We start from the raw sequence: 24,815 nt of genomic DNA, 5'->3' as shown, positions 1-24,815 counted from the left end.
ATAAAGATTTTAAAAATTTTGTGTTTTTGGTATAATATTGAAAATAAAGGGATCTAACTAATTTCAGTACAAGGGGGAGAAAAGATGGCTATAAAATTAGAAACTGAGCATTTATGTATAGAACCTTTTACCAATGATGATGTTTTTAGAATTAAAGAATTGGCTAATGACAAGGAATTAGCTAATATTCTTGGGCTTCCGCATCCATATAAATTGGAGTTCGCGCAAGATTGGGTTGATATGCAACCAGAACTTATTAGGAAAGGAATCGAATATCCTTTAGGAATTGTCTCTAAAGAATCAAGAGAAATTGTAGGTACAATTACACTAAGAATTGACAAGGGTAACAATAGAGGTGAACTTGGTTATTGGATTGGTAAGAATTATTGGGGAAAGGGTTTTGCAACTGAGGCTGTAAACAGAATGATTCAATTTGGCTTTATCGAATTAGGTCTAAACAAAATTTGGGCATCTGCCATTTCCAGAAATAGATCGTCGATTAAAGTATTAGAGAAGTCGGGTTTACGTAAAGAAGGCACATTGAGACAAAATAGACTTTTATTAAATACATATGAAGATGTTGATATTTATGGAATATTAAAGACAGAATACAACGTTTTAAATTACAGATAAGTTTGGTAGTGTGATGACAAAAGGAAACCCTTTAGAACAGGGTTTCCTTTTGTATTTTAATAGAAGCATGTTTATCAAAAACATAATAATTTACTAGATTTTGTATTTTGTGTAAGATAATAAAGAAAATTCAATTAATATTTCGAGGGATGAAATTAAATGAAGCTATCGTTATTAGAAGTAGAGACGGATAGACTCATTATCCGTCCATTTCAAAAAGCTGATTATGAAAGTTGGTTAGATCGATTTTCTTATTGATTATAAAAATAAAGAAATGGACAAATAAGGGGAAAAGAAAATGAAGACTATAAACGTATTTCATTACGACGCATTTACGAATAAACCAAATAAGGGAAATCCAGCAGGTATTGTATTAGAAGCAGATGGATTAACGGAAGAGGAAATGCAAATTATTGCTGAAAAAGTTGGATATAACGAAACAACTTTTGTTCTTTCCTCAGAAGTAGGAGATATAAGAATGCGCTATTTTACACCTGGTTTTGAAATGGATTTATGTGGTCATGGGACAGTAGGGTCGATATTTGCCTTGCGCGAAAAAGGTTTATTAGAAGAGAAAAGTAACCTTACGATTGAAACGAAGGCTGGGATTTTACCGATGCAAATAGGTGTAAATGAAAATGGAGAAACCTTTATTAAAATGAGACAGGCAGCACCTCAGTTTAAAGAATTTACAGGTTCAACAGAAGAATTAGCTCATAGTATCGGTTTAGAAATAAATGATTTAGATGTAAGTTTACCGATTGTATATGGAAGTACTGGTAATTGGACTGTAATTGTACCGATTAAAAATCTTAATGCATGTGAGAGAATGAAACCTAATAATGCTGCATTTCCATCAGTATTAAAAGAAATACCTAATGCTTCTATTCACCCAATTTGTTTAGAAACTTATGATGAACTAGCACAAATGCACGGCCGTCATTTTTCATCAGCTTACGCTGGGACGATTGAAGATCCAGTGACAGGAACAGCTTCAGGTGTAATGGGAGCGTATTATGCGGAGTATTTAGAGAAAGGTTTTGAACATGAATTGAGTTTAATCGTTGAGCAAGGACAGGAAATAAATAAAGATGGTCGTGTAACTGTTTATGTAACGAAAGGGATAGAAAACGAGAAGTTACAAATAGATATTGCTGGAACAGCGGTGTATGTGAAAGAGTTTGAAGTTTCAATATAAAGTGAAACTTTAATCAGTGGGGGTCTTACTGCCCGGTGAATAGCGGGATAAAAAGAAAGCCCGGAATACATCCGGACTTTCATTATCTGTTCAATACTTCAATGTACGAAGCATTTCCAGTTGTTCTTAAAGCGGAGCGGAAATTATTATTTTCTAACGCCTTAGCAACTTGTTGTAACTGCTGTGCATCATCATGATGAATAAGTAAGCTGTCAGCACCGCTTTCCTCTATATGAATGTGTTCGACATTTCCGATTGCATCATGTACAGCTTTTAAAAATTCAGGTTTCATATTGTCCTCCTATATGTATGTAACGTTGTAATTTAGTATTTCCTTATTTATGAAATATAAAAGTAAATGAAAGGAGAAATAAAAATGAATATAAAGCAATTTAATGAACATATAACATCACTATTTGGAGAGCATCTTCATAAATATGGCGATGATGAATATGGTTTTACTTATATAAGTAAAGATGAATTTCACAAAATCGGTTACACAACAAATTTAACGTTAGAAACTATTGAAGAAGCGTATCGAAATGGAGTCGATATGATAGTTACACATCATGCGCCGTGGAGTTTTTTATTTGGTATGGAAGAGGCATGTATTGAGAAATTGAAGCAATATGAAATGAATCATTTTTGGATTCATTTGCCGTTAGATTTTGTAAAGTTTGGCACGTGTACATCGTTATTTAACGAAATTAGGATAGATACAATACTGGAATATTCAACCTATGAGGAAGAAGAACTACCAGGAATAGGAGAATATAAAGAAGCCATTCCTTTTTCAAACTTAGTTGGAAAACTTGAAGAAAAAATGGAAGAGAAAGTGAAGAGCTGGAGAAATCACGATAAACCAGTAAAACGGATTGCAATCTTAACCGGTGCAGGAAATAATACAAATTTGATTGAACGTGCATTAGAAAAAGGATGTGACACGTACATAACAGGTGAAAAAACATTATATACAGTGCAACATGCGAAATTTAAAGGAATTAATTTAATTGTAGGTAGTCATACGTTTACAGAAGTGTTTGGTGTAGAAAGTTTGGCTCATAAATTACAAGACAGAGACCCTGCAATAGAAATTATTAGAGTATATGAAGAGCATTTAGAGTGATAAAATCACGTTATCATAAATGGAATATTGAAGAAAGTCATTGTAATAAAATAAAATTGTTGTTTGTTATATCAGGGCGATTGAAAGGATTTTACTTTTGTTTGTCAAATGATAGTAAAGTTGTCTTTTGAATTAAGGAAATATTCGGAGTTGAAGGGTGAGAGAATGGACATTTCAATAATCACTGCACAACTAGTTAAGGAAAAAGTTATTTCACATTATCCAAATAGCGTAAAAGCATTAAACGGGGGAACGACAAGTACTATATATTTGTTAGATGAACAATACGTTATAAAGTTGAATGAATCGGATGTCATACGTGAAGAAGCTTATTTTCTTCAGTTTTATAAAAAGGACGAATTATTTCCAAAGCTTTTATATAAGGAACCTTTAAATCGCTATATTGTTTACTCATTCCTTGAGGGCACAACTTCTTGCAAACTAGGCCATAAACGGAGTGTTCTTAGTAAACTTGTAAAGGAAGTTATCAATAAGTATGAAGTAGCTACAGAGGTTGATGGCTGGGGATGGAAAGAAAGCCCAGTTCAATCTTGGAATGAATTTTTAACGACAAATGTGATGGAAGCTCATGAAAATGTAAGACGTTACATAAGTGAGGAAGAGTATAGAACGGTTTTTAAGTTAGCAAATAGTCCAAGTAGGGGGACTGGAATAAATCAGCCATTTTTATTGCATGGTGATCTTGGATTTCATAATTTTATATTTCAAGGGAATAAACTGCACGGTGTAATTGATCCTTTACCAGTGTTAGGAGATCCTATATATGATTTGATTTATGCGTTCTGTTCAACCCCGGAAGATTTAACAAAAGAAACAATCGATTATGCGATGAAACAATGTGTATTTTATAAAAAAGACCGTGATTTATATGAAGAAATAGTCATAGGACTATATTTGCGTATAGATACATGTTTACGGCACCACCCGAAAGATTTAGAAGATTATTTAGCAGCTTGGCGTTATTGGATGGACGAGGTTGAGGTGACTTTATAGTACAAATATTTGGGGGGAGATAGTGAGATGAATGTTGCAGAAGCCAAAAAGGATTTACTGTAATTCCATTGTCAGTTACAGTTGTTTATTTACTTACTTTTATAAGTTTATTAATTGAAAATAAAAAAGTAGATTATTATCAACAAAAATCAGTTTAATAAAAATATAGGGATAGGGGGAATTATGATGAAAAATTACGTTTGTACAACGTGCGGTGTGCAGTATGCAGCGAGTGTAGAGGAACCGGTGAGTTGTCATATTTGTGATGAAGAGAGGCAATATGTGAATCCGAAAGGGCAGTCTTGGACGACTTTAGAAAATTTGCAAACAGATGATACATATAAAAATGTAATAATCGAAGAGGAAAATGGACTTTATAGTATTACGACAAAACCAGGATTTGCGATCGGTCAAACGGCATTTATAGTGAAAACAGAGTTATATCGTTTACTATGGGACTGTATTACGTATTTAGATGAAACGACAATTGCGAAAATAAAAGAGCTTGGTGGATTAGATGCGATTGCATTGTCTCATCCTCATTATTATTCAACGCAAGTAGAATGGGCAGAGACATTTGATGTACCAATTTATATACACGAAGATGATAAAGAATGGGTGATGCGCCCAAGTAGTCGTATTATTTATTGGTCTGGTGAGTCTTTACAATTAGCGGATGGGATTACTGTACATCGTCTTGGAGGACATTTTAGTGGTGGTTCTGTATTGCATTGGGAAGAAGGTAATGATGGAAAAGGGATTTTGTTAACAGGTGATATTATTCAAGTTGTAGCGGATGAGCGGTGGGTAAGTTTTATGTATAGCTATCCAAACTTAATTCCATTACCAGCGAGAAAAGTGGAAGAAATGGTGAACCGAGTGAAGCCGTTACAGTTTAATCGTTTATACAATGCTTTTCATCGAGTAGTAAAAGAAAATGCAGATGAGGCAGTTGAACGTTCTGCTGAAAGATATATAAAAGCAATAGAAGGAAAGTTGTTTCATACGTAAAAGGAGAGTAGCTTAATGAAAACGTTAGTATGCTTTGGAGATAGTATTACAGCTGATGAAACATTTTTTGATGGAATGCCGAGATTAACACCACGTTTGCAAGAGATGTTTCCGAAGTGGAAAGTAGTGAATGCAGGTGTTCCAGGGGATAATACATTCGATGCGTTAAATAGGATTGAAGAAGATGTAATATCATATAAACCAGATTTCGTAACAGTTTTTCTTGGTACGAATGATGCAGTTTCTTTTTCTCAAGTGTCATTACAAGCATATAAAGAAAACTTAGAGAAGATTGTGAACCATATTTCATCAGATAAAGTACTACTGATTAGTCCTGCACCAGTTGATGAAGAAAGACAGCGTAATAGAACAAATAGAGTGCTTGGTCAGTATGCAGACGTGGTGGAGAAAGTGGCGAGGGAAACAGGAAGTTATTTTCTAAACGTATTCGCTGAAATGATTCAAGAACGGGATTATAAAAGATTTGTAGAAAATGGTGAAAAAGATGGATTACACTTTGGACCAGAAGGCTATGAGTATGTAGCGAGGTTAATTGGTGAAAAGTTAAAAGGAATTTTATAAGGAGCAAAGCACTTAGTGTTTTGCTTTTTCTTGTTTTTTTGCAGTCTATAAACTTATTCACCGCTGTAATTTGCACAGATATTTTGTTTTTTTATATGCGTAAAAGGTTAGCTCTGTTTTAAAGTAATATAAATTTATTTTTAAAAATTTATATTTCGTAGTTGAAAATCAATAAAGGTGTAACTATAATAGTTACAATGAGTTTGTTATTTTGAAATATACACATTGAATTACAAGAATGAAAGGAGTTTTTTATGTAAATCAAAAAGTTATAAAAATCTATTAATTTTTATAATAAGATAAAAAGCTTTTCGGTTCATACACATTATTAAATATGTTAATTCTAATAGAAAACTAGAGGTGGAAAGATGAAAAATTTTAAAGGTATGTTGATATCATCACTTGCAATTACAACTTTTGCTGGGGTAGGTACGACATTTGTAACAAATACAGTATATGCTGCTAATGACAATTCTAGTAAAATACTAGTTCGTTCTAATAAGAGTATAAACACAACAACTGGCTCGAGATTGCCTGTATTATCAGTCAATCCTTATGATGAACCTAGATTTTCAAGACAGGGATATCTTGAAGAGGCACCTTTAGGAATTAATGCTCCTTATGCTTGGGGAATTAAAGGAGGAAATGGCCAGGGAGCAACTTTTGTAGATTTGGAAGAAGGCTGGTTATTAAATCATGAAGATTTAGTCGGTCAAAATATTGAATTTATGTCTGGAAAAATGAGTAATGATCTTTCTCACGGTACTTCAGTTCTAGGTGTTGTTTCTGCAGCTGACAATGGGATTGGGAATATTGGGATTGCACCAAAAGCAAAGGCGAAAGTAATTTCAGTGATCCGAGATAATGGGAGAATCGATGTAAGAGATGCTATTTTAAGTGCCGTAGATTCTTTACAGGCTGGAGATGTTTTATTAATAGAAGAATCCTTTAAATATGATGGATATGGAGATGACCCTTTACCAGTAGAAGTATACCCGAGTATATTTAACGCAATTCGCAAAGGTACAGATAAAGGCATTATTATTGTAGAAGCAGCTGGTAATGGTGGGATTGATTTAGATGAATTTAAAGACCGTAATGGTAAGCAGATTTTAAATCGAAATAGTCGAGACTTTAAAGATTCAGGAGCTATTATAGTTGGAGCATCTACTGCAAGAGTTCCTCATAAACGTTTAGCTTTCTCTAACTATGGTAGTAGAATTGATGTATATGGTTGGGGAGAGTATGTTGATACATTAGATACATATCAAAATCAAAATAGTAAAGGACAAAAAGTTACAGATCAGAACATAACTAATCGTTATACTTCTAATTTCCGTGGTACTTCTAGCGCTTCGCCTATAATTGCTGGGGCTGCTGTATCGATTCAAGGGATTGCTAAAGAACATTTAGGTAAGGCATATACACCAAAAGAATTGAGAGCAATTTTAAGTAATCCTAATACAGGCACAAAGTCTAATAACCCATCATCTGATAAAATAGGGGTTTTACCAGATTTAAAAGCAATTTTGTCTAACCTTGGATTTCATAGTGATTTGACTACCAATGATCCTATGGTATTTCCAGATAACGTAGAAAAAAATGAAGGAAAAGAAAATTCAACTTTCGTATTTCCAGGTGAAGAAACAAAAAGAACAGGTGATAAAAATTCAACTGTAACCTTCCCAGAAGAAGATTTAAAACAGGAGGAAAAAGAAGAGGGATTAATTGTTTTTCCTGATTAATAAAAAAATACTACCTTCCATTTGGAGGTAGTATTTTTTTATTTCTTGTCAATAACAAGCAGGCATGAAATTTGTATTTGTTTATCTTTCATAATGAATTTAACTAAAAAAATCGAATATTTGACTGTTAATTTATTTTCTCGTCTCAATCAATTACATGAATTAATCTAGAAATGCTTGCTGTAATGCTTTCAGTCCATCGCTGTAAATACCATGAAACAGATTTATTGCCTCTTCATCACTAACCTCAACAGGAGTGAATGTACCAGACCACTCTACTAACGATGTGTTACTTTCAGTACCTTCTTTCACTTGGATTGTAGATAGATAATTAGTGACTGGGAATGGTGCATTCATGATTGAATACGTGTAGTAGCGTTCTTTATCATTGAATACTTCTAAGCGTTCTATAATTGTATCGCCATCTGGATTAGCTAGATGACGTACACGACCGCCTTCCGTTAATTTACTGCTAGGTATATAAGGTAACCAGTCTGGAAGGGAGTTGAAACCTCCGATTAATTGCCATACTTGTTCAGGTGAACCGAAAATTTCCATAGATGTAGTAGTATGTGCCATGTTCATTACGCTCCTTTTTATCTCGATATTTGCGAGCAAATAATCAGTGGGGATGACCCCACTGATTAAGGTTTCAAATTATTTTACGTTGATTGGTAGTGGTGCATTAGGTGCTACTAGTTTTTGTTCGCGCATTTCTTCCCAGAATGCTGCTGGAATTACTGTATTTAAGGCGTTTTGGTCTTCTACAATTCGTTCCGGTTTACTTGCACCAGGAACAACGGCAGCAACTGCTGGATTTGCTAGTGAAAATTGTAATGCAGCAGCTTTGATGCTAATTTCGTGACGATCTGCAAGAGCTTTGATTTTCTCAACTTTTGCAATAATTTCTGGCGATGCTTTTTGATATTCGAAGTGAGCGCCTCCAGCAAGAATACCTGAGCTATATGGGCCACCAACAACAATATCCATATTATGCTTTACAGATGCAGGCATTACTCGTTGCAATGCACGTTCGTGGTCTAATAATGAATAGCGACCAGCTAATAAGGATATATTTGGTTTCGCTTCTTCTAAATCAAGCATAAGTTCAATTGATTCTACTTTGTTTACTCCAAGCCCCCAGCCTTTAATGACTCCTTCTTCACGTAAACGTGTTAGCGCACGGAATGCTCCTGTTCGAGCAATTTCAAATTGTGAAATCCACGCATCACCATAAAAGTCTTGTGCTAAATCATGAATGAAAACAAAGTCTAGACGATCTGTTTTTAAACGTTTCAAACTTTGCTCGATAGAACGAAGTGTTGCATCTGCGCTATAGTCATTGATCATTTTATTTTTGCGACCAAATTCGAAAAGCCCGCCTTTTTCACCTAAATCACGTGCAGATGGATCTTCTAATTCATCCGAAATAGTTCGACCTACTTTCGTACTTAAAAAGTAATCATCACGATTTCTTTTTGATAGTGCTTCACCAAGACGAATCTCCGCTAAGCCAGATCCATAAAGTGGAGCTGTATCAAAGTAACGAACGCCATTCTCCCAAGCAGCATCCACTGTAGCGATTGCTTCTTCTTCAGGAATATTACGGTACATGTTTCCTAGTGGTGCTGTACCAAAACCGATTTTTTCTTTTAGTAATTTACTCATTATAGATATCCTCCTAAAATGTATTTAAAAATGAATTCATCATTGTAAATGGATGTGAAAATGAAAACATGTCATTTCATCGTCTGACAAAATGTATGATAAAAATACTCACTTTAAAGTACGGGTACCAAAAGGTTATTTCTAATACTGCATGACTCACTCAACTCTTACAAATGCTATTATGAAATGTATTTTACATAATGAAAAGTACGTACTTTAAAGTGATATAGATACTAAAAAGTAATACAGGTACTTTTTGGTGCCGTACTACTCATCTGCTGTTTACGTATGCTATTATGAAACATGTTTAATACAATAAAAAGTACGTACTTTAAGGTGCTATAGATACTTAAAAGTAATATTTAAATATTTTAGCTTATTTGTCTTATAAAATTATTAAAGGAGATTTTTATATGAAAACATACAATATTCCTGTAGAGGCAACTTTAGAGGTTATCGGTGGAAAGTGGAAAGTAGTTATCCTTTGTCATTTAAAGAAAGACAAAAAGAGAACGTGCGAATTAAAACAATTAATGTCTGGTATTACACAAAAGATGTTAACGCAACAATTACGTGAATTAGAAGAAGATGGTGTAATCGAGAGAAAAGTGTATAACCAAGTGCCGCCAAAAGTAGAGTATTCGTTAACCGAATACGGTCATTCTTTAGATGCTATACTCGATTCTCTTTGTAACTGGGGAGAAAATCATCTTGAAAAGAATGGTAACACGTCTATGCTTATAACAGCAGCTAAATAAAGAAAGAAAAAACGAACGAGAATATGTTCGTTTTTTCTTTTTGTATAGAGGGAGATTTTTAAGCAGCATAATTACTTTTTTGTAATATAGGTACTTTTTTGTGCTGTAGGAACTAAAATATGCCGTATAGAAAATTATTTATTTTTACGTAACAATAGAGAAGGAATTTATAAAAAAGGAGAGGAGATCGCGTGAAACAATATAATATACCTATAGAAGCAACTTTAGAAATTATCGGGGGAAAGTGGAAGGTCGTTATTTTATGTCACTTAACAAAAGGGAAGAAGCGAACGAGTGAGTTACAACGTTTGATGCCTGAAATTTCTGTTAGAATGTTAACGCAGCAACTACGTGAGCTGGAAGAAGATGGTGTGATTACACGTGAAATTTACAAAGAAATTCCCCCTCGAGTAGAATACTCCCTAACCGATTATGGGTGGTCTTTACAAAATGTATTAAATCAATTAACCGCGTGGGGAGAACGATGCATAGATAGAAAAAACACAGAAGTTAAGTGAAATCTCTATATGTAATATTGAAAACACCACCTAATGACGAGGTGGTGTTTTTCGTTTTAAAACTTTAGAAAGTTGTTATGATGAAAAGTAAAATTTTTGAGGACCTGTTTCAGTCATAGGTACTTAAAAGTGCCTACATCACTTTAAAGTACGTACTATGCTTCATAATATAACCGTTTTATAATGACACTCGTAGCAAGAAGTCATAACGATTTTAAGCTATGTTCAAAAAGACTTATTAACTAGTATAGTTTTTTGTTCAATTTTTTAGTAGGAGATGTTTTTATGGTTGAAGAACTTTTTTATAAAAAAATACTTAAAAATCTGTTTTCAGATCCAGTTCAAATTACACTTTGGAATGGAGAAACAATACAATATGGCGAAGGGGAACCTCAATTTCATATAACATTCCATAAGCCGCTCTCAAAAAAAGAAATTGCTAAGGATCCTTCTATTGCATTCGGTGAAGCATATATGAATGGAGACCTTGAAATAGAGGGTAATCTTGAAAAAGCAATTCAATCTATTTATAAAAGGCAGGATAGCTTTTTAGGTGATAGTAAGTTGCAATATTTCAAAAGTAAATGGAATTTCTCAAAACAAAAAAATAAAGAAGATATTGCTCACCATTATGATATTGGGAACGATTTCTATAAATTATGGCTTGATGAGACAATGACATATTCTTGTGCGTATTTCCAAAATGAACAAGATTCTTTAACGACAGCGCAGCATAATAAAGTGAATCATATTTTGAAAAAGTTGAACCTTCAAAAAGGTGATACGCTATTAGATATCGGTTGCGGGTGGGGTGAGCTCATTACAGCTGCCGCTAAGCAGTACGGTGTGAAAGCGATGGGAGTAACATTAAGCGAGGAACAATTTGCAAAGACTTCCGAGCGAATTAAACAAGAGGGACTTACGGATTTAGTTGAAGTATCTTTACTTGATTACCGCGATATTAAGAATCGTAAATTTGATAAAATTGTTAGTGTAGGTATGATCGAACATGTAGGAAAAGACAACATTACGCAATACTTTGAAACAGTTAACAAACTACTAAATGATGGCGGGATTTCTCTGCTGCATTGCATTACTTCTCCGGCTAATGGTGGTGCTACGAATGGTTGGATTGAAAAATATATATTCCCTGGTGGGTATGTTCCTGCTGTTAACGAATTAATCACGAACATGACAAACGAACAATTTTTCATTGTTGATGTGGAAAGCTTACGTAGACATTACGGGAATACATTACAACATTGGGCTCGAAATTATGAAAATGTACTAGAGGAAGTTCGCAAAACGAAAGATGAGCGATTTATCCGCATGTGGCGTTTATATTTAAATGCATGTGCAGCTTCGTTCTTTACAGGTAATATTGATTTACATCAATTTGTATTTACAAAAGGGATTAATGATACAATTCCGATGACACGTTCTTATATGTATGAATAAGAGTATATAACTAAGTAGCTCTCAAGTCATTGAGTATAAATAAAATGATGATAGGATATAAGTCTATAACGTAAAGTCGAGATGGGAATCAGAAAATGATTTCTTTCTCGACTTTTTGATATATAATTTTGAAATTAAAACTATATACTTTTAAAGATAAAAATATATAATAAATGTAGAAACGAAAATTTATGAGCAAGGAAGTTGAAGAACATGACATTAACAATGGGCTTTATTGGATTTGGAAAATCAGCTAACCGTTATCACCTACCTTATCTAAAGACACGTAATAATATAAAAGTAAAAACAATTTTTGTACGTCAAATAAATGAAAAATTAGCGGCTCCATATGAGGAAAAAGGTGTTTACTTCACTACTGATTTAGACGAATTGTTGAATGACAAAGAAATTCAAGTTGTGACGATTTGTACGCCAGCACATACGCATTATGAATTAGCAAAAAAAGTTATATTAGCCGGAAAATCAGTTATCGTTGAGAAACCATTTTGCGATACAGTAGAACATGCGAAAGAATTATTAGCTTTAGGACGAGAGAAAGGTGTAGTCGTTATGCCTTATCAAAACCGTCGTTTTGATGGTGATTTTTTAGCTGTAAAGCAAGTAGTTGAACAAGGATTCCTTGGCGATATTATTGAGATTGAATCACATATTGATTATTTCCGTCCTGGTTCAATCACTCATGAAGCTCCAAAAGAAGAAGGTTCATTTTATAGTTTAGGTATTCATACGATGGACCGCATGATTTCACTATTCGGCCGTCCAGATACGGTGACATACGATATTCGTAATAATGAAATGGACGGTGCGGTTGATAACTATTTCGATGTTGGTTTACATTACGGAAATCAGTTGAAGATTAAGTTGAAAACGAACCATGTCGTAGCGAAAGATTATCCACGCTTTATCGTTCATGGAACAAATGGATCATTTATTAAATATGGTGAAGATCAGCAGGAAAATGATTTGAAAGCGGGTATTATGCCTGAGAGTGCAGGATTTGGTGAAGATTCACCGATGTATTATGGAATTGCTAAATATCGTAATGCAAATGGTGACTGGATTGAAAAACAAATTAAAACGCCGCTTGGTGATTACGGTCGTTTCTATGATGCAGCGTATAACACAATTGTAAATGGTGCACCAAAACTTGTGAAAGATGAAGAAGCAGTAACGAATATTGAAATCTTGGAAAACGGATTTGCTGCCCCATCACCTTCAGTTTACAAACTTGAGGCTTTACATTTGAATGAATAGAAGAGGGTTTGCAGTATAAAGGAGGTATGGAAATGGCAAGCGGATCAACACAAGTAAAATACCTCGGCATTTATCAAAAGATTAAACAGCAAATTTTAGACGGTGAATATAAAATCAACGAAAAAATTCCGAGTAGCTCCGTCCTTGCTGAAGAATTCGATGTTTCAGCACTTACGATTAAAAAAGCGCTGGATCTATTAGTAAGAGACGGCTACATTATCCGCCGGCGCGGAAGTGGAACCGTGGTACAAGATTGGCATCAGCAGGAAAAGGCACGAATGATTCAAACTTTAACAGGTACGAAAGCTGTTTACGGTAGTGAGGTAGAAAGTAAAATTATCGAGTTTGCGATTGTAGGTGCTGATGAAGTAGTTGCTGAGAAATTGGGAGTTTCAATTGGTGATTTCGTCTATAAAATCATTCGCCTTCGCATCATTCACAGCATTCCGACGATTATGGAGCATACATGGATGCCAATTTCGGTTATCCCAGGTGTTGAGGCTTCTGTTTTAGAGGAGTCGATATACTCACATATTCAAAATAAACTTGGTCTTGAAGTAGGGACATCTGTTGTCAGGGTTAAAGGAATTCGCCCAGATGATAGGGAAAAGCAGTTTATGAACTTAACAAATCAGGATTTCCTAATGCGAGTTGAGCAAGTAGCTTACTTAACGGATGGACGAACTTTTGAATATTCTTACGCAGATCATTTACCGGAAACCTTTGAGTTTGAAACAGTCATTACGGCAAAAAATTATAAAGAGACATAAAAAACGGTTGAGGCAAGTATTGTCTCAACCTATTTTATGTCTTCTACAGTTATGATTCATCAGCAGTAATCAGCATGGATGTGTTCCCGGTTTTTTCAAGGTGAACTTCTCCCCAGGAACAGAGGGAATCAAGTATAGCTCCTAAAGACGAACCGTAATCCGTTAAAGAGTACTCTACTTTCGGTGGTACTTGGTCATATACTTTCCTTTGGATTACACCATCTTCTTCTAGTTCCCGTAATTGTTGCGTTAACATTTTTTGCGTAATACCAGGCATTAAACGTTTTAATTCACTCGTTCTTTTTGTTCCTTTTTTTTAATGACAAAGGATAACAACCTTCCACTTTCCACCAATAACTTCTAAAGTCGCTTCTACAGGAATATTATATGTCTTCATAAAAAAACTCCTTTGATGAATTTAGATTACAGTTGTGAGCCTACATCCGTTGTAATACTAAAATTATTTCTTTTTAGTACCTATAACACTTTAAAGTGCGTACTATTTATTGTGCTAAATATCGGTCATAATAACCGATGTAAGAGAGAAATAAGCAGAATGGCACTTGAAAATGCATATGTTACTTTTTAGTACCTATAGCACTTTAAAGTACGTACTTTTTATTAGGATGAATATAATCCATAATAGCACTTGTAAGCAAGAAATGCGTGAAATGTGCTTTGAAGGAGCCATCATGCTATGGGGAATTTTACATGAGAATAATTTGTTGTGTTATTAAAATTAATCCAAGACTTAATAGTTGATTAATTGAACTGTAAAGTTTAAAATTACAGTAAGATTTTTAAAAGTGAGTTGTTAACGTCTGTAAAATGTAGCATGAATAATAGAGATAAATGAAACATTGCTGAATAACTAACATTATGTGAATTTGATTCTAAACTGTAATTTTTTTTAATACATTTCAATAAGCGATATTTAAAATGTACGTTTAATAACATTAAAGGAGTGAGTTAAATATGGTAATTCTATATACAACAGCAAGCTGTGCTTCATGCCGAAAAGCGAAAGCATGGCTTGAAGAGCATCAAATTGATTATATTGAAAAAAACATCGTATCAAATTCTATGACAGTTGATGAGCTTAAATCGATTCTTCGTTTAACTGAAGAGGGGGCTACTGAAATTATTTCAACTAGATCCAAAACTTTTCAGGACTTAAATATAAATATTGATGAGCTCTCGCTAAATGAATTTTATACATTAATAATTGAGCATCCACTAATGTTGCGTCGCCCGATTATGCTGGACGAAAAAAGATTGCAAATTGGTTTTAACGAAGAAGAAATTCGCAAATTTTTACCACGTAGTGTCCGAACATTTTTAAACATTGAACTGCAAAAGTTGGCTAATTAATAAGTAATAGTATGAAAGAGAAATTTTTTGAAAGGAGGAAACTGAAGGTGATAGAAGTATGCGTTACAGTTAATTATAAAGATAGAAACTATCAAACAAATGTCATTGTGAACAAAGATACGATTTGGACAAAAATTGAACAGTTGGCAGAAGAACAAGTGAAGAAACAGTGGGGTTTTTAAACTTAATTATTTAAAAAAATGAAGTTATATGCTAGAGATTATAACTAAATTCAAAATTTTTCAGGTATTAAATATAAATAAGAAATTTTCTTGAAAGGAGGAAGCAGAAGATGATTGAAGTATGTGTTACAGTTAATTATAATGATAGAAATTATCAAACAAATGTTATTGTGAGTAAAGATACGATTTGGACAAAAATTGAACAGTTGGCAGAAGAACAAGTGAAGAAACAGTGGAGTGTTTAATTTTCTTTTTAACTTAAAAAGCTAAATGAAGTTATCAGATATAGGTGGGACGGGATAGAATATAAGGGAATTAATTTTTTATGGCAAGAAGCAGTCCACATGTTTTAACGTTCTAACCAATCTGTAATATTTATGGCTACAGTATGTTAATATATGAGAAACAATATTTTTAATCGTAGGAGGAAAATCATGAACAGCGACTTTACCTTGGCCATACACAGTTTAACTTATTTAGCTTTACAGCCAGACCGGATGTCAACAAGTAATGCTATTTCAGAAAGTGCAGGCGTTCATCCAGTACGCATTCGCAAAGTACTAAGTTTGTTAAAAAAACATAAGTTTATACAATCGAAAGAGGGGACTGGTGGCGGTTTTATTTTCGCTCGCGATTTAGATGAAATTAATCTTTGGCATATTTATCAGATAACCTCTGAAGGTGCTTTGCAGCCGAAGTGTCCAGAATCAAACAATCAGTGTGTTGTAGGTTCGAATATGCGAAAAGTTCTTTTCGCTATTTTCTTAGGTGCTGAAGAGCATCTAGGTGAATACTTAAAGAATTATACAATGAAAGAAGTTGTTGACCTTATCAATCAAGAGCGTTAAGCGGCTTAATTATTATATAGCCGTGAGTTCTTAATACTTAAATGTAATGAAAAATATTACAGTATAATTTGTTTTTATATCTTTTTTATCGTCACAAAAAATATTTATAGGAAGGTGAAACGGTATGATGTCAAATAATAATCATGTTTTAAAAGTAGGAGATTGGGTTCGTGGAATATCAAATGAAGGTGAATTAATAGTTGGTTATATTGTATCACTTGATGATGTAGAGGATATAGTTACAGTTAGTATTGTGAAACGTGACGGCCAGTACACAATAAACGAAGCGATTTTACTCTTTAGTAAACACGTTAACAAACTCCCTGAATCAAAGGTAATAAATAAGGAACAAATCCTTTATCTTATAGATCTTGCATTATTAACAGGGGATGAAGAATGGTTTATCGAGCTTTCTTCAAAATTAAACTCGATAAAAGAGCTAGTTAATGAGGGATTTTAAAATTTAAACTTTTGAGGGTGCACACAATCCGCCTTATGGGACACAATTACTTTTCGCATAAAAGGAAATGATGTAAAAACGATTCATTACAAACATAGAGATATCCCTGAAGAAGAGCCGAACAAACTACAATTAAGATGATATTGAAGTGATTTGTTTGTGTATTCCTGATAACGATAATTATGTAAATGAGCTGTCCATATGGGGCAGCTTTTTTGTTTTTTGCTCAGTGTAGCTTTTTAAATTGTATATGAATTCAATATTAATAATATATATCCTAAAATTTGGTTTTTGTATTTTGGGATTTTTTTCTTTTTACCTACATTAATTATTTATTAGAATATCTTTTATGTTTAAAATAAAATTTTTTGATAAAAGGGGATATAAGTATTTTTATAATAAGTCACCTAGAAAAACAATGTATTATTGTATTTTTTTACTAACTAATTCAGCTTTAAGCGATAAAAACAATGGCTACATGCTAACTGTAAAATATTATCCATATAAAATTATTCCCCTTTAATATTTCTGAAAATATAAAAATATTAATTTTATAAATATACACGTTATAATGAGGGCGTCGAGAGAAATTTTATTATCTCTGGAGTAAATATAAAAAATGCGATTATTAGTAAGAAAGGTGTGTGATTAGAGGCGAAATGTATGTAATGTGCTTCAGTGGCTTGTGTAAGCAATATCATCAGTGCTACCGAAGTTATGAAAGTAATGTATAGAATTGAGAAAGAAACGCCTCGCAAATGAAGAGAGGCCGGTTTAGCTAAAATTACTTTTAAAAGTAAAAAAGAGAAACCATTAAAGTAATACACTGTTATTAGAAATGTTGCAACGTATTTATGAAGTCTATTCTATATTGTTCTCTTAAGGGGTCTTTATATAAAGAGCGGATATTACGAGTAAACTTTTTTGTGAACGCTAACAATTATATTAGGACGCTAATTAGCGAATGTTTCAATTTGGATTCATTATGATGAAGGACATACAATGTGGGGCAACTTGTAAGGAATTCATTTTCCAAAAAGGGAATATTTGTTAGGTGCAAAGAGAGATGCAGGAATAGATACAAGGGGGAGTTATTATATGAACGGGAATACTGCAAAGAAAATAGAAGTTCAAGCTGAAAATACTGCACTAAAAAATGAGCAATATGCAGATCCGAAAAAGTGGCATAAGCAGGATACTACATGGGCACTCAGTCTATTTGGAACTGCAATTGGAGCAGGGGTGCTCTTTTTACCGATTAATGCAGGTTCAGGTGGTTTATTATCTTTACTACTAATTACATTGCTTGCATATCCAGTTATGTACTACTCACATAGGGCACTTGCTAAAATGATATACGCTTCTAATTCTGCTGATGAGGGGATCACAGGTACAATTAGAGAGTATTTCGGAAATAAAGCGAGTATCATTTTTAACATCGTATATTTCGGTTCAATTTATACAATCGTACTAATGTATTCGGTTGCGCTTACAAACACTGCAAGTAGTTTTATCGTGCATCAATTGCACATGCCAGAACCTCCAAGAGCTATTTTATCACTTGTATTAGTTCTTGGTCTTATCGCTATACTGAATTTTGGTCAAGATATTACTGTAAAGGTAATGAGTATGTTAGTGTATCCTTTCATAGTTTCTCTACTTTTTATCGCAATATCTTTAATTCCACAGTGGAATACGTCAATGCTTAGTTTTTCAGCTGTTTCAACTGCTTCAACAGGAACAGGCTATTTTGGGACGATATTGATGATTCTACCAATCATCGTATTCTCATTTAATCATTCACCTATGATTTCATCATTTGTTGTGAAACAGAGAGCTACGTATGGAATCGAAGCCACTGATGCTAAATGTGCGCAAATACAAAAGGTTTGTTATATCATGACATTCGCTGTTGTTATGTTCTTCGTTTGGAGTAGCGCATTGAGCTTGACTCCAGATGATATAAAAATGGCAAAAGAACAAAACTTATCAATTCTTTCATATCTTGCTAATGAGCTTAATTCGCCTGTAATCACTATTGCAGCTCCAATTATTGCTTTTGTGGCTATTACAAAGTCTTTCCTTGGCCATTATATAGGAGCATTTGAAGTAATGCGTGACATGATTATTAAGTTTGGTAAATCACGTGGAAAAGATATTGAAGAAAAAACAATTAAGACAATAATTCTTACTTTTGTTGTATTATCATGCTGGTTTGTTGCTTATACAAATCCAAGTATTCTTGGACTTATTGATTCTCTAAGCGGTCCTTTAGTTGCTGCTATCTTATGTCTATTACCGATGTATGCGATTCAAAAAGTGCCAGTACTAGCTAAATACAAAGGGAAAATGAGCAACGTATTTGTTATTATTGTAGGTGTACTTACTGTCTTAGCAAGTATTAAGTCATTATTCTAATTCACTATTATTCGTATTAGTGTAAAAATAGTTAACATGAAAAACTTTTTGGACAAACTTCTCACATTGGAGAGTTTGTCCTTTTTTAGTCATTCTATCAACTTGCCGACAAACAGCCACCTTCCAGGCAGAAGGTGGCTTGTTTCGGTATTAATTTATTTTAACTATTCACGTCTAAATGGACCTTTTGGAGCAATTAGCTCTAAATTAGTACCATCTGAATCGGGGAAGTAGGCAACTCCTGTACCAATTCCAGATTTCTAGCCATCTTCTTGAAAGATAATTGGTTCTCCATATGGGTGCTATCTTATGCCCATCAGGCTAACAAAATGGATTGCCTCTGAAACAAAAAAATGATTTTTATTACTATAAAAAACGTAAAGTATCTGTTTTTAGAAAAAATTAATTTTTATAAATTGATGGAGATATAACTCAATTCTTTTATATATTTAGTTAAATATGATTGTCAGAATGAACTTAAAGTAATTATGATTTCTAGAAATGCGAACTGATGTTTTGAATTGGTTTAAAGTTGCTGGAACAAAATAAAACCAATTGAGCAAAAAAACTTGCAAAAATAAAAAGAGAGATGTATATTAATTGATATATCAACAATTGATGTATCAATTAATATTTTGACAAGAAAGAAGCCTGAGGGTGGCCGTATAACACTTGTTCGTTTATGTGAGCAAGGACGAGAACAAATCGAGTCTTCTAAGAAAGAAAAGGAACATTTTATGAAGGAAATGTTCGTAAATATCAGTGAAGAAGAACGCAAAATACTTATTCATGTTCTATTACAGATGCAAAAAAATGTAGAGAATATTAAAGAATAGAGAGTGTAGGGGGCAGAATAGTGTGGAAATAATCGCAGCTATTTTAGTCGGGATCGTAGCATTAGAACATTTGTTTATCATGATCCTTGAAATGTTTTTTATTGATTCAAAAGTAGCGAAACGTGCTTTCAAATTACCGAAGCATTTAGAAGGAGATCGAAACGTAGCCATTATGTTTGCAAACCAAGGTTTATATAATGGATTTTTAGCGGCTGGTCTCATTTGGGGACTTGTACTTGGGCTCAATCCAATTGGTTATATGGTCCAATTATTTTTCGTGATTTGTGTGGTGATAGCAGCTATTTTCGGAGGTTTCACATCTAATAAATCAATTATTGTGAAACAAGGACTTCCAGCTGTTTTAGCACTGGTTGCTCTTTTATGTATGATATAGAATTAAAGTTTCTCAATAAAAGAACTCATTTTTGAAAAGAATACGCTATTCTTTCTTTAAAATTATAGGAAAGGATGGCGTTTTTGTATGTCTATTTCTATAAGTAGTGAATTATAACTATTTCCTCAAGGGACTCAACTGCTTTTCAGCTTTTGGATATATTTTCATCCATCTTTGTTTCCTCCTATTGTTGGATAGTGTAATAATTGATAAAAATTTTGATGAAATTGGATTATAACGACTGATCAAAAAAGTTAGTGATTAAAAATATTATTCTTTAGTACATACATTTTTAAGATGTTAAATATATTTCATAATAGTCTCTGTAAGATAGGGATAAGTAGAATAGTACTTTAAAGTACCTATAGCACTTTAAAGTGCGTACTTTTTATAACTTTGAATATCATTCATAATAGCACCAGTAAGAAGAAAACAAGCTTTACGGTACTACTAGTTACCAACGATGTTACAGCAGTTTATTTAGAATCAGATTGATTGAAGGGTTGTACTATATGGCCTAATAATTTCGAAAAAATGTCGGTGTGGCATAAAACAATTATGGAGGTTAAAGATATGAGCACTTCAAATTTGAATGAAATAAGTAAACAAATTTTAAAAGAGGAGGAAACACTTCAATTTTCCTCTTTTACAAATGAAGATGCCTTGCAACTAGGTTTATTTATCGTTGAAACAGCAAAGCGAGAGGGAAAATTGATTGCTGTTGATATAACGAAAAATGGTGTGCAATTATTTCATTTCAAGATGACAGGGACAAATGAGGAAAATACGAAATGGATTGAGCGTAAAAAACGAGTCGTTTCCCTGCATGATCGTAGCTCGTATTATATGCAGATACAAAGTGAAATAACTGGAATTTCATATAATGAAAAATATCTTTTAGATACTTCGGAATATGCTGCGTTTGGTGGATGCTTTCCTATCAGAATAAAAAACGTAGGGGTTATTGGAATGATAACAGTTTCAGGATTACCACCAGAAGAAGATCATGAATTGGTAGTAAGAGCAGTTAAAAATCATTTGAACCAATAGTTGTAACTAGTCAATAGATAATTAATTTTAGGGGGCAACACTATGCCATTAATTGAGCTAAATACTTGGCCAACCATGTCAACAGAAGAAAAGAAGGAATTTATTTATAATGTAACGGAACTTACAATAAAACTATTAAAAATTGTCCCTGACAAAATTCAAGTGTTGATAACGGAACTTGAGAAAGAAAATTTTGGGAAAGCTGGGGCTGTAGCAAGTGATGCTACCTTTGCTGTGAAAAGTAGGGTGTCCGATTGGGAGACAAAAGAGTCTTACGATACACTAGGTCGTAACGTTAATGGAATGGCTATTATTAAGATTGATATATGGAATACATTTGATCAAGAGACAAAGGATAAGTGGGTAAAAGAACTTACACAAGTAACATCTAAATATACTCATGCACCTTTGGATAAAGTGCTAATTCTTATTCGTGAAATGATTCCAGGGAACTGGGGACAAAGTGGTGTAACAGGAGCTAATGCAGATTTCCTTTCCAAAAGTCGTACATTTTAATCATTAAATAAAAAAGGCAAAAATGAACACATTTCTGTTCGTTTTTGCCTTTTTATTATTTGTCTGTGGTAATGAACATGATCCTTTATATGTTTAAGTAATGTTCTCTAAAGTTGCCTCTACGGGAAAGTGTATTTCTTCATTTGAAAGTCTTTTTCATGGAATGTAGATTTCAATTTTTGAGCAAAATAAGCTAGGTTATATAAATATTACTTTTTAGTACCTATAGTACTTTAAAGTACGTACTTTTTATTAGGGTGATTATCATTCATAATAGCACATGTAAGAGAGAAACAAGTTTTACGGTACTGGTAACTAACTATGTTACTTTTTAGTACCTACAGCACTTTAAAGTACGTACTATTCATTGTATTGAATATATTTCATAATAGTACATGTAAGAGAGAGACAAGCTTTACGGTACTAAAAAGTACCTATAGTACTTTAAAGTGCGTTCTTTAAAAAAAGAATGAAACCATTCATAATAGCGTTTGTAGAGATTAAATATGTTTTTTAGAAGATAAAAGGGCCTTTTTATCGCACTATTATGATAGGAATTATAGGGAAGAGGGGGAACTCAATTGAATTCATATACAGCATCGTCTTCAGAAGTTCAGACGAATCGAAGAAGTATATTTGCGTTGCTAGCGTTAGCAATTAGTGCGTTCGGGATTGGGACAACTGAATTTGTTAGTGTCGGTTTATTACCATCTATTTCGGAAGATTTACATGTTTCGGTTACAACAGCTGGTTTAACAGTTTCTTTATATGCATTAGGTGTAGCGTTTGGTGCGCCAGTATTAACGTCATTAACAGCTAATATGTCACGAAAAACGTTATTAATGTGGATTATGATTATTTTCATTATTGGTAACGGAATCGCAGCGGTAGCAACAAGCTTCACTGTACTACTTATTGCGCGAATTGTTTCTGCACTTTCGCATGGTGTGTTTATGTCAATTGGTTCAACGATTGCTGCGGCACTTGTCCCAGAAAATAAACGGGCTAGCGCGATTGCAATTATGTTTACTGGCGTAACAGTTGCGACTATTACAGGTGCACCAATTGGAACATTTATTGGTCAACAATTTGGCTGGAGAACATCATTTTTAGCAATTGTAGTAATTGGAATTATCGCCTTAATTGCAAATAGTATTCTCATTCCATCTAATATGAAAAAAGGTGCGTCTGTATCATTCCGCGATCAATTTAAACTGATTACGAACGGAAGACTGTTACTAGTTTTCATTATTACTGCATTAGGATATGGGGGAACATTCGTAACTTTTACGTATTTATCTCCGTTATTACAAGAGGTAACAGGATTTAAAGCAAATACGGTTACTATCATTTTATTAGTGTATGGGATCGCCATTGCGATAGGGAATGTGATTGGCGGAAAATTATCGAATCATAATCCAATTCGAGCGCTATTCTACATGTTCTTTATTCAAGCGATTATATTATTTGTTTTAACATTTACGGCACCATTTAAGGTAGCTGGGTTAATCACAATTATTTTAATGGGGCTATTCGCATTTATGAATGTTCCAGGGTTACAAGTATATGTCGTAATGTTAGCTGAACGATTTGTACCGAGTGCTGTCGATGTTGCATCGGCAATTAATATTGCGGCGTTTAATGCTGGGATTGCTCTTGGTGCTTATTTAGGCGGTATTGTAACGAACTCGTTAGGGTTAATCCATACAGCTTGGGTAGGCGGCATTATGGTAGTAGGTGCTGTTATTTTAACAGCATGGAGCATGACATTAGAAAAAAGAGATCAAGTAAAATAAAAGGAGAGAAAATAAAATGAAAAATTTACAAAGTAAAACAGTATTAAGTAATGGTGTGGAAATGCCTTGGTTTGGTTTAGGTGTATTTAAAGTAGAAGAAGGACCAGAACTTGTAGAAGCGATTAAATCAGCAATTAAAGCAGGATACCGCAGCATCGATACAGCTGCAATTTACGGAAATGAAGCAGCTGTAGGTGAGGGGATTCGTGCCGGTATTGAAGCAACTGGTATTTCAAGAGAAGAATTATTTATTACTTCAAAAGTATGGAACGCAGATCAAGGATATGAAGAAACGATTGCTGCATACGAAGAGAGCTTAAAAAAATTAAAGCTAGATTATTTAGACCTATATCTTGTTCACTGGCCTGTAGAAGGAAAATATAAAGATACGTGGAGAGCGCTAGAAACACTTTATAAAGAAGAGCGTGTACGTGCAATTGGTGTAAGTAACTTCCAAATTCATCACTTACAAGATGTAATGAAAGATGCAGAGATTAAACCAATGATTAACCAAGTAGAATACCACCCTCGTTTAACACAAAAAGAATTACAAGCTTTCTGTAAAGAACAAGGTATTCAAATGGAAGCATGGTCACCACTTATGCAAGGTCAATTATTAGATAACGAAACATTACAAGAAATTGCTGAGAAACATGGTAAAACAACAGCACAAGTAATTTTACGTTGGGATCTTCAAAATGAAGTGATCACAATTCCAAAATCAACGAAAGAGCACCGCATTATTGCAAATGCAGATGTATTTAACTTTGAATTAACGAAAGAAGATATGGAAAAAATCGATGCATTAAATCAAAATCACCGCGTTGGTCCAGATCCTGATAACTTTGATTTCTAATAGAAATGAGTAAAAAGAGTGCAAAAATTGCACTCTTTTTTTATTGAATAGACAATAAAATGTTTCTGTTTATATTATGACTTTTAAATTACTTTAGGTGAGCTAAAGAACTGATTAACAGTATTAAAGTTTGACATAAAATAATGGATTCTATATTATATATGCTATAGCATGTAAATTGTGATTTATTTAGAGGTGGCATATGGACTTATATGAGTTAACAGGACATCTTGTTCATTATACTGATGTGAAGTTAACAAATTATATAATGTAAGTTTTTAATCACATATTGCTTATAAAATTTATCTTTTGTATGCTATAGCATATAAAAT

26 protein-coding genes and 6 pseudogenes are annotated in these 24,815 nt (G+C 33.5%); 27 read left to right on the top strand and 5 right to left on the bottom strand.

Going from position 1 to position 24,815, the window contains the following annotated elements; all coding sequences use genetic code 11:
• Nucleotides 1-84: 84 nt before the first annotated feature.
• The 3 genes and pseudogenes from DN407_RS16590 (at nucleotide 85) to DN407_RS16585 (ending at nucleotide 1,831) form a co-directional block, all read left to right on the top strand.
• On the top strand, nucleotides 85-633 hold the full coding sequence (locus DN407_RS16590; protein ID WP_000985517.1) for a GNAT family N-acetyltransferase: 549 nt from the start codon (nucleotides 85-87) through the stop codon (nucleotides 631-633).
• Between the two features lie 159 nt (nucleotides 634-792).
• Nucleotides 793-885 (top strand): annotated as a pseudogene (locus tag DN407_RS31970) (GNAT family N-acetyltransferase); the annotation flags it as partial.
• A gap of 46 nt (nucleotides 886-931) precedes the next feature.
• Nucleotides 932-1,831: a PhzF family phenazine biosynthesis isomerase gene (locus DN407_RS16585; RefSeq protein WP_149216499.1), complete on the top strand. Its 900-nt coding sequence runs from the start codon at nucleotides 932-934 to the stop codon at nucleotides 1,829-1,831.
• A gap of 82 nt (nucleotides 1,832-1,913) precedes the next feature.
• Here DN407_RS16585 and DN407_RS16580 read toward each other — a convergent pair whose 3' ends face one another.
• Entirely contained in the window at nucleotides 1,914-2,123 is a 210-nt protein-coding gene (locus DN407_RS16580; RefSeq protein ID WP_000801651.1) for a hypothetical protein, read from the bottom strand.
• A gap of 84 nt (nucleotides 2,124-2,207) precedes the next feature.
• On the opposite strand from DN407_RS16580, the gene DN407_RS16575 reads away from it, so the two are divergent.
• From DN407_RS16575 to DN407_RS16555, 6 genes and pseudogenes are all read left to right on the top strand, one after another.
• Nucleotides 2,208-2,957, top strand: a complete 750-nt coding sequence (locus tag DN407_RS16575; RefSeq protein ID WP_001022449.1) for a Nif3-like dinuclear metal center hexameric protein — start codon at nucleotides 2,208-2,210, stop codon at nucleotides 2,955-2,957.
• Between the two features lie 165 nt (nucleotides 2,958-3,122).
• On the top strand, nucleotides 3,123-3,971 hold the full coding sequence (locus tag DN407_RS16570) for a phosphotransferase (protein ID WP_001986501.1): 849 nt from the start codon (nucleotides 3,123-3,125) through the stop codon (nucleotides 3,969-3,971).
• A 41-nt stretch (nucleotides 3,972-4,012) separates the two neighbouring features.
• Nucleotides 4,013-4,129 (top strand): annotated as a pseudogene (locus tag DN407_RS32945) (DUF7010 family protein); the annotation flags it as partial.
• A gap of 25 nt (nucleotides 4,130-4,154) precedes the next feature.
• Nucleotides 4,155-4,982 carry an MBL fold metallo-hydrolase gene (locus DN407_RS16565; RefSeq protein ID WP_002061916.1) on the top strand — a complete coding sequence of 276 codons (828 nt, stop codon included), beginning with the start codon at nucleotides 4,155-4,157 and terminating at the stop codon, nucleotides 4,980-4,982.
• Between the two features lie 15 nt (nucleotides 4,983-4,997).
• Entirely contained in the window at nucleotides 4,998-5,564 is a 567-nt protein-coding gene (locus DN407_RS16560) for an SGNH/GDSL hydrolase family protein (protein ID WP_000855202.1), read from the top strand.
• Nucleotides 5,565-5,932: 368 nt separating this feature from the next.
• Nucleotides 5,933-7,309 carry a S8 family peptidase gene (locus DN407_RS16555; RefSeq protein ID WP_149216498.1) on the top strand — a complete coding sequence of 459 codons (1,377 nt, stop codon included), beginning with the start codon at nucleotides 5,933-5,935 and terminating at the stop codon, nucleotides 7,307-7,309.
• 162 nt (nucleotides 7,310-7,471) lie between these two features.
• On the opposite strand, the gene DN407_RS16550 is transcribed toward DN407_RS16555, so the two are convergent.
• The gene (locus tag DN407_RS16550) at nucleotides 7,472-7,888 is read right to left on the bottom strand and encodes an SRPBCC family protein (RefSeq protein WP_000951521.1); all 417 of its coding nucleotides are present in this window, start codon (nucleotides 7,886-7,888) and stop codon (nucleotides 7,472-7,474) included.
• Between the two features lie 78 nt (nucleotides 7,889-7,966).
• Nucleotides 7,967-8,977 (bottom strand): aldo/keto reductase, encoded by a 1,011-nt coding sequence (locus tag DN407_RS16545; protein WP_000040527.1) that lies wholly within the window; start codon nucleotides 8,975-8,977, stop codon nucleotides 7,967-7,969.
• A gap of 413 nt (nucleotides 8,978-9,390) precedes the next feature.
• Here DN407_RS16545 and DN407_RS16540 point away from each other — a divergent pair, with 413 nt between their 5' ends.
• From DN407_RS16540 to DN407_RS16520, 5 genes are all read left to right on the top strand, one after another.
• A complete protein-coding gene (locus tag DN407_RS16540; RefSeq protein WP_016123069.1) occupies nucleotides 9,391-9,735 on the top strand; it encodes a winged helix-turn-helix transcriptional regulator in 345 nt (114 codons plus the stop codon).
• Between the two features lie 191 nt (nucleotides 9,736-9,926).
• Nucleotides 9,927-10,253: a winged helix-turn-helix transcriptional regulator gene (locus DN407_RS16535; RefSeq protein ID WP_006924211.1), complete on the top strand. Its 327-nt coding sequence runs from the start codon at nucleotides 9,927-9,929 to the stop codon at nucleotides 10,251-10,253.
• Between the two features lie 285 nt (nucleotides 10,254-10,538).
• Nucleotides 10,539-11,711, top strand: coding sequence for a cyclopropane-fatty-acyl-phospholipid synthase (locus tag DN407_RS16530; RefSeq protein WP_006924209.1), 1,173 nt, complete (start codon nucleotides 10,539-10,541; stop codon nucleotides 11,709-11,711).
• 213 nt (nucleotides 11,712-11,924) lie between these two features.
• A complete protein-coding gene (locus DN407_RS16525; RefSeq protein ID WP_016123067.1) occupies nucleotides 11,925-12,986 on the top strand; it encodes an oxidoreductase in 1,062 nt (353 codons plus the stop codon).
• 32 nt (nucleotides 12,987-13,018) lie between these two features.
• A complete protein-coding gene (locus tag DN407_RS16520) occupies nucleotides 13,019-13,756 on the top strand; it encodes a GntR family transcriptional regulator (RefSeq protein WP_016123066.1) in 738 nt (245 codons plus the stop codon).
• A 49-nt stretch (nucleotides 13,757-13,805) separates the two neighbouring features.
• Here DN407_RS16520 and DN407_RS16515 read toward each other — a convergent pair.
• Nucleotides 13,806-14,153: pseudogene (locus tag DN407_RS16515) on the bottom strand (winged helix-turn-helix transcriptional regulator).
• A 578-nt stretch (nucleotides 14,154-14,731) separates the two neighbouring features.
• Here DN407_RS16515 and spxA point away from each other — a divergent pair.
• The 7 genes and pseudogenes from spxA to DN407_RS16480 all read left to right on the top strand — a co-directional run bounded on the left by spxA (nucleotide 14,732) and on the right by DN407_RS16480 (nucleotide 19,035).
• Nucleotides 14,732-15,127: a transcriptional regulator SpxA gene (gene spxA, locus DN407_RS16510; RefSeq protein WP_000236189.1), complete on the top strand. Its 396-nt coding sequence runs from the start codon at nucleotides 14,732-14,734 to the stop codon at nucleotides 15,125-15,127.
• Nucleotides 15,128-15,174: 47 nt separating this feature from the next.
• Nucleotides 15,175-15,309, top strand: coding sequence for a BA3454 family stress response protein (locus DN407_RS16505; protein ID WP_000573515.1), 135 nt, complete (start codon nucleotides 15,175-15,177; stop codon nucleotides 15,307-15,309).
• Nucleotides 15,310-15,419: 110 nt separating this feature from the next.
• A complete protein-coding gene (locus tag DN407_RS16500) occupies nucleotides 15,420-15,554 on the top strand; it encodes a BA3454 family stress response protein (RefSeq protein ID WP_000573530.1) in 135 nt (44 codons plus the stop codon).
• A gap of 189 nt (nucleotides 15,555-15,743) precedes the next feature.
• Nucleotides 15,744-16,157 (top strand): Rrf2-family transcriptional regulator SaiR, encoded by a 414-nt coding sequence (saiR, locus tag DN407_RS16495; RefSeq protein ID WP_001083465.1) that lies wholly within the window; start codon nucleotides 15,744-15,746, stop codon nucleotides 16,155-16,157.
• A gap of 124 nt (nucleotides 16,158-16,281) precedes the next feature.
• Complete coding sequence (locus DN407_RS16490) at nucleotides 16,282-16,617, top strand: IDEAL domain-containing protein (RefSeq protein ID WP_000987462.1); 336 nt, start codon at nucleotides 16,282-16,284, stop codon at nucleotides 16,615-16,617.
• Between the two features lie 7 nt (nucleotides 16,618-16,624).
• Nucleotides 16,625-16,758 (top strand): annotated as a pseudogene (locus DN407_RS16485) (DUF3888 domain-containing protein); the annotation flags it as partial.
• A 957-nt stretch (nucleotides 16,759-17,715) separates the two neighbouring features.
• Nucleotides 17,716-19,035 (top strand): aromatic amino acid transport family protein, encoded by a 1,320-nt coding sequence (locus DN407_RS16480; RefSeq protein WP_001014168.1) that lies wholly within the window; start codon nucleotides 17,716-17,718, stop codon nucleotides 19,033-19,035.
• A gap of 164 nt (nucleotides 19,036-19,199) precedes the next feature.
• Here the strand turns inward: DN407_RS16480 and DN407_RS16475 are convergent.
• Nucleotides 19,200-19,334, bottom strand: a pseudogene (locus DN407_RS16475) (VOC family protein); the annotation flags it as partial.
• A gap of 333 nt (nucleotides 19,335-19,667) precedes the next feature.
• Here DN407_RS16475 and DN407_RS32170 point away from each other — a divergent pair.
• The 6 genes and pseudogenes from DN407_RS32170 to DN407_RS16445 form a co-directional block, all read left to right on the top strand.
• Nucleotides 19,668-19,871 (top strand): annotated as a pseudogene (locus DN407_RS32170) (hypothetical protein); the annotation flags it as partial.
• Between the two features lie 22 nt (nucleotides 19,872-19,893).
• Nucleotides 19,894-20,265 (top strand): DUF1304 domain-containing protein, encoded by a 372-nt coding sequence (locus DN407_RS16465; RefSeq protein ID WP_000402472.1) that lies wholly within the window; start codon nucleotides 19,894-19,896, stop codon nucleotides 20,263-20,265.
• Between the two features lie 534 nt (nucleotides 20,266-20,799).
• Nucleotides 20,800-21,315, top strand: coding sequence for a heme-degrading domain-containing protein (locus tag DN407_RS16460; protein ID WP_113304360.1), 516 nt, complete (start codon nucleotides 20,800-20,802; stop codon nucleotides 21,313-21,315).
• Nucleotides 21,316-21,357: 42 nt separating this feature from the next.
• Nucleotides 21,358-21,831, top strand: a complete 474-nt coding sequence (locus DN407_RS16455) for a tautomerase family protein (protein ID WP_149216497.1) — start codon at nucleotides 21,358-21,360, stop codon at nucleotides 21,829-21,831.
• Between the two features lie 581 nt (nucleotides 21,832-22,412).
• A complete protein-coding gene (locus tag DN407_RS16450; protein ID WP_001089896.1) occupies nucleotides 22,413-23,627 on the top strand; it encodes an MFS transporter in 1,215 nt (404 codons plus the stop codon).
• A 16-nt stretch (nucleotides 23,628-23,643) separates the two neighbouring features.
• Nucleotides 23,644-24,483 carry an aldo/keto reductase gene (locus DN407_RS16445; protein ID WP_149216496.1) on the top strand — a complete coding sequence of 280 codons (840 nt, stop codon included), beginning with the start codon at nucleotides 23,644-23,646 and terminating at the stop codon, nucleotides 24,481-24,483.
• Nucleotides 24,484-24,815: the final 332 nt, after the last annotated feature.

It is taken from the genome of Bacillus sp. JAS24-2, from assembly GCF_008274905.1.
Taxonomy (GTDB): Bacteria; Bacillota; Bacilli; order Bacillales; family Bacillaceae_G; genus Bacillus_A; species Bacillus_A cereus.
This window is presented reverse-complemented; position numbering and strand designations above follow the sequence as displayed.

Excerpts from the sequence above, each read along its gene's own strand:
- DN407_RS16540 (WP_016123069.1), top strand. The coding sequence starts at position 9,391 with ATGAAAACATACAATATTCCTGTAGAGGCAACTTTAGAGGTTATCGGT.
- DN407_RS16570 (WP_001986501.1), top strand. The coding sequence starts at position 3,123 with ATGGACATTTCAATAATCACTGCACAACTAGTTAAGGAAAAAGTTATT.
- DN407_RS16480 (WP_001014168.1), top strand. The coding sequence starts at position 17,716 with ATGAACGGGAATACTGCAAAGAAAATAGAAGTTCAAGCTGAAAATACT.
- DN407_RS16585 (WP_149216499.1), top strand. The coding sequence starts at position 932 with ATGAAGACTATAAACGTATTTCATTACGACGCATTTACGAATAAACCA.
- spxA (WP_000236189.1), top strand. The coding sequence starts at position 14,732 with ATGGTAATTCTATATACAACAGCAAGCTGTGCTTCATGCCGAAAAGCG.
- DN407_RS16530 (WP_006924209.1), top strand. The coding sequence starts at position 10,539 with ATGGTTGAAGAACTTTTTTATAAAAAAATACTTAAAAATCTGTTTTCA.
- DN407_RS16575 (WP_001022449.1), top strand. The coding sequence starts at position 2,208 with ATGAATATAAAGCAATTTAATGAACATATAACATCACTATTTGGAGAG.
- DN407_RS16455 (WP_149216497.1), top strand. The coding sequence starts at position 21,358 with ATGCCATTAATTGAGCTAAATACTTGGCCAACCATGTCAACAGAAGAA.
- saiR (WP_001083465.1), top strand. The coding sequence starts at position 15,744 with ATGAACAGCGACTTTACCTTGGCCATACACAGTTTAACTTATTTAGCT.
- DN407_RS16555 (WP_149216498.1), top strand. The coding sequence starts at position 5,933 with ATGAAAAATTTTAAAGGTATGTTGATATCATCACTTGCAATTACAACT.
- DN407_RS16500 (WP_000573530.1), top strand. The coding sequence starts at position 15,420 with ATGATTGAAGTATGTGTTACAGTTAATTATAATGATAGAAATTATCAA.
- DN407_RS16520 (WP_016123066.1), top strand. The coding sequence starts at position 13,019 with ATGGCAAGCGGATCAACACAAGTAAAATACCTCGGCATTTATCAAAAG.
- DN407_RS16580 (WP_000801651.1), bottom strand. The coding sequence starts at position 2,123 with ATGAAACCTGAATTTTTAAAAGCTGTACATGATGCAATCGGAAATGTC.
- DN407_RS16565 (WP_002061916.1), top strand. The coding sequence starts at position 4,155 with ATGATGAAAAATTACGTTTGTACAACGTGCGGTGTGCAGTATGCAGCG.
- DN407_RS16590 (WP_000985517.1), top strand. The coding sequence starts at position 85 with ATGGCTATAAAATTAGAAACTGAGCATTTATGTATAGAACCTTTTACC.
- DN407_RS16550 (WP_000951521.1), bottom strand. The coding sequence starts at position 7,888 with ATGGCACATACTACTACATCTATGGAAATTTTCGGTTCACCTGAACAA.
- DN407_RS16490 (WP_000987462.1), top strand. The coding sequence starts at position 16,282 with ATGATGTCAAATAATAATCATGTTTTAAAAGTAGGAGATTGGGTTCGT.
- DN407_RS16545 (WP_000040527.1), bottom strand. The coding sequence starts at position 8,977 with ATGAGTAAATTACTAAAAGAAAAAATCGGTTTTGGTACAGCACCACTA.
- DN407_RS16445 (WP_149216496.1), top strand. The coding sequence starts at position 23,644 with ATGAAAAATTTACAAAGTAAAACAGTATTAAGTAATGGTGTGGAAATG.
- DN407_RS16460 (WP_113304360.1), top strand. The coding sequence starts at position 20,800 with ATGTCGGTGTGGCATAAAACAATTATGGAGGTTAAAGATATGAGCACT.
- DN407_RS16525 (WP_016123067.1), top strand. The coding sequence starts at position 11,925 with ATGACATTAACAATGGGCTTTATTGGATTTGGAAAATCAGCTAACCGT.
- DN407_RS16560 (WP_000855202.1), top strand. The coding sequence starts at position 4,998 with ATGAAAACGTTAGTATGCTTTGGAGATAGTATTACAGCTGATGAAACA.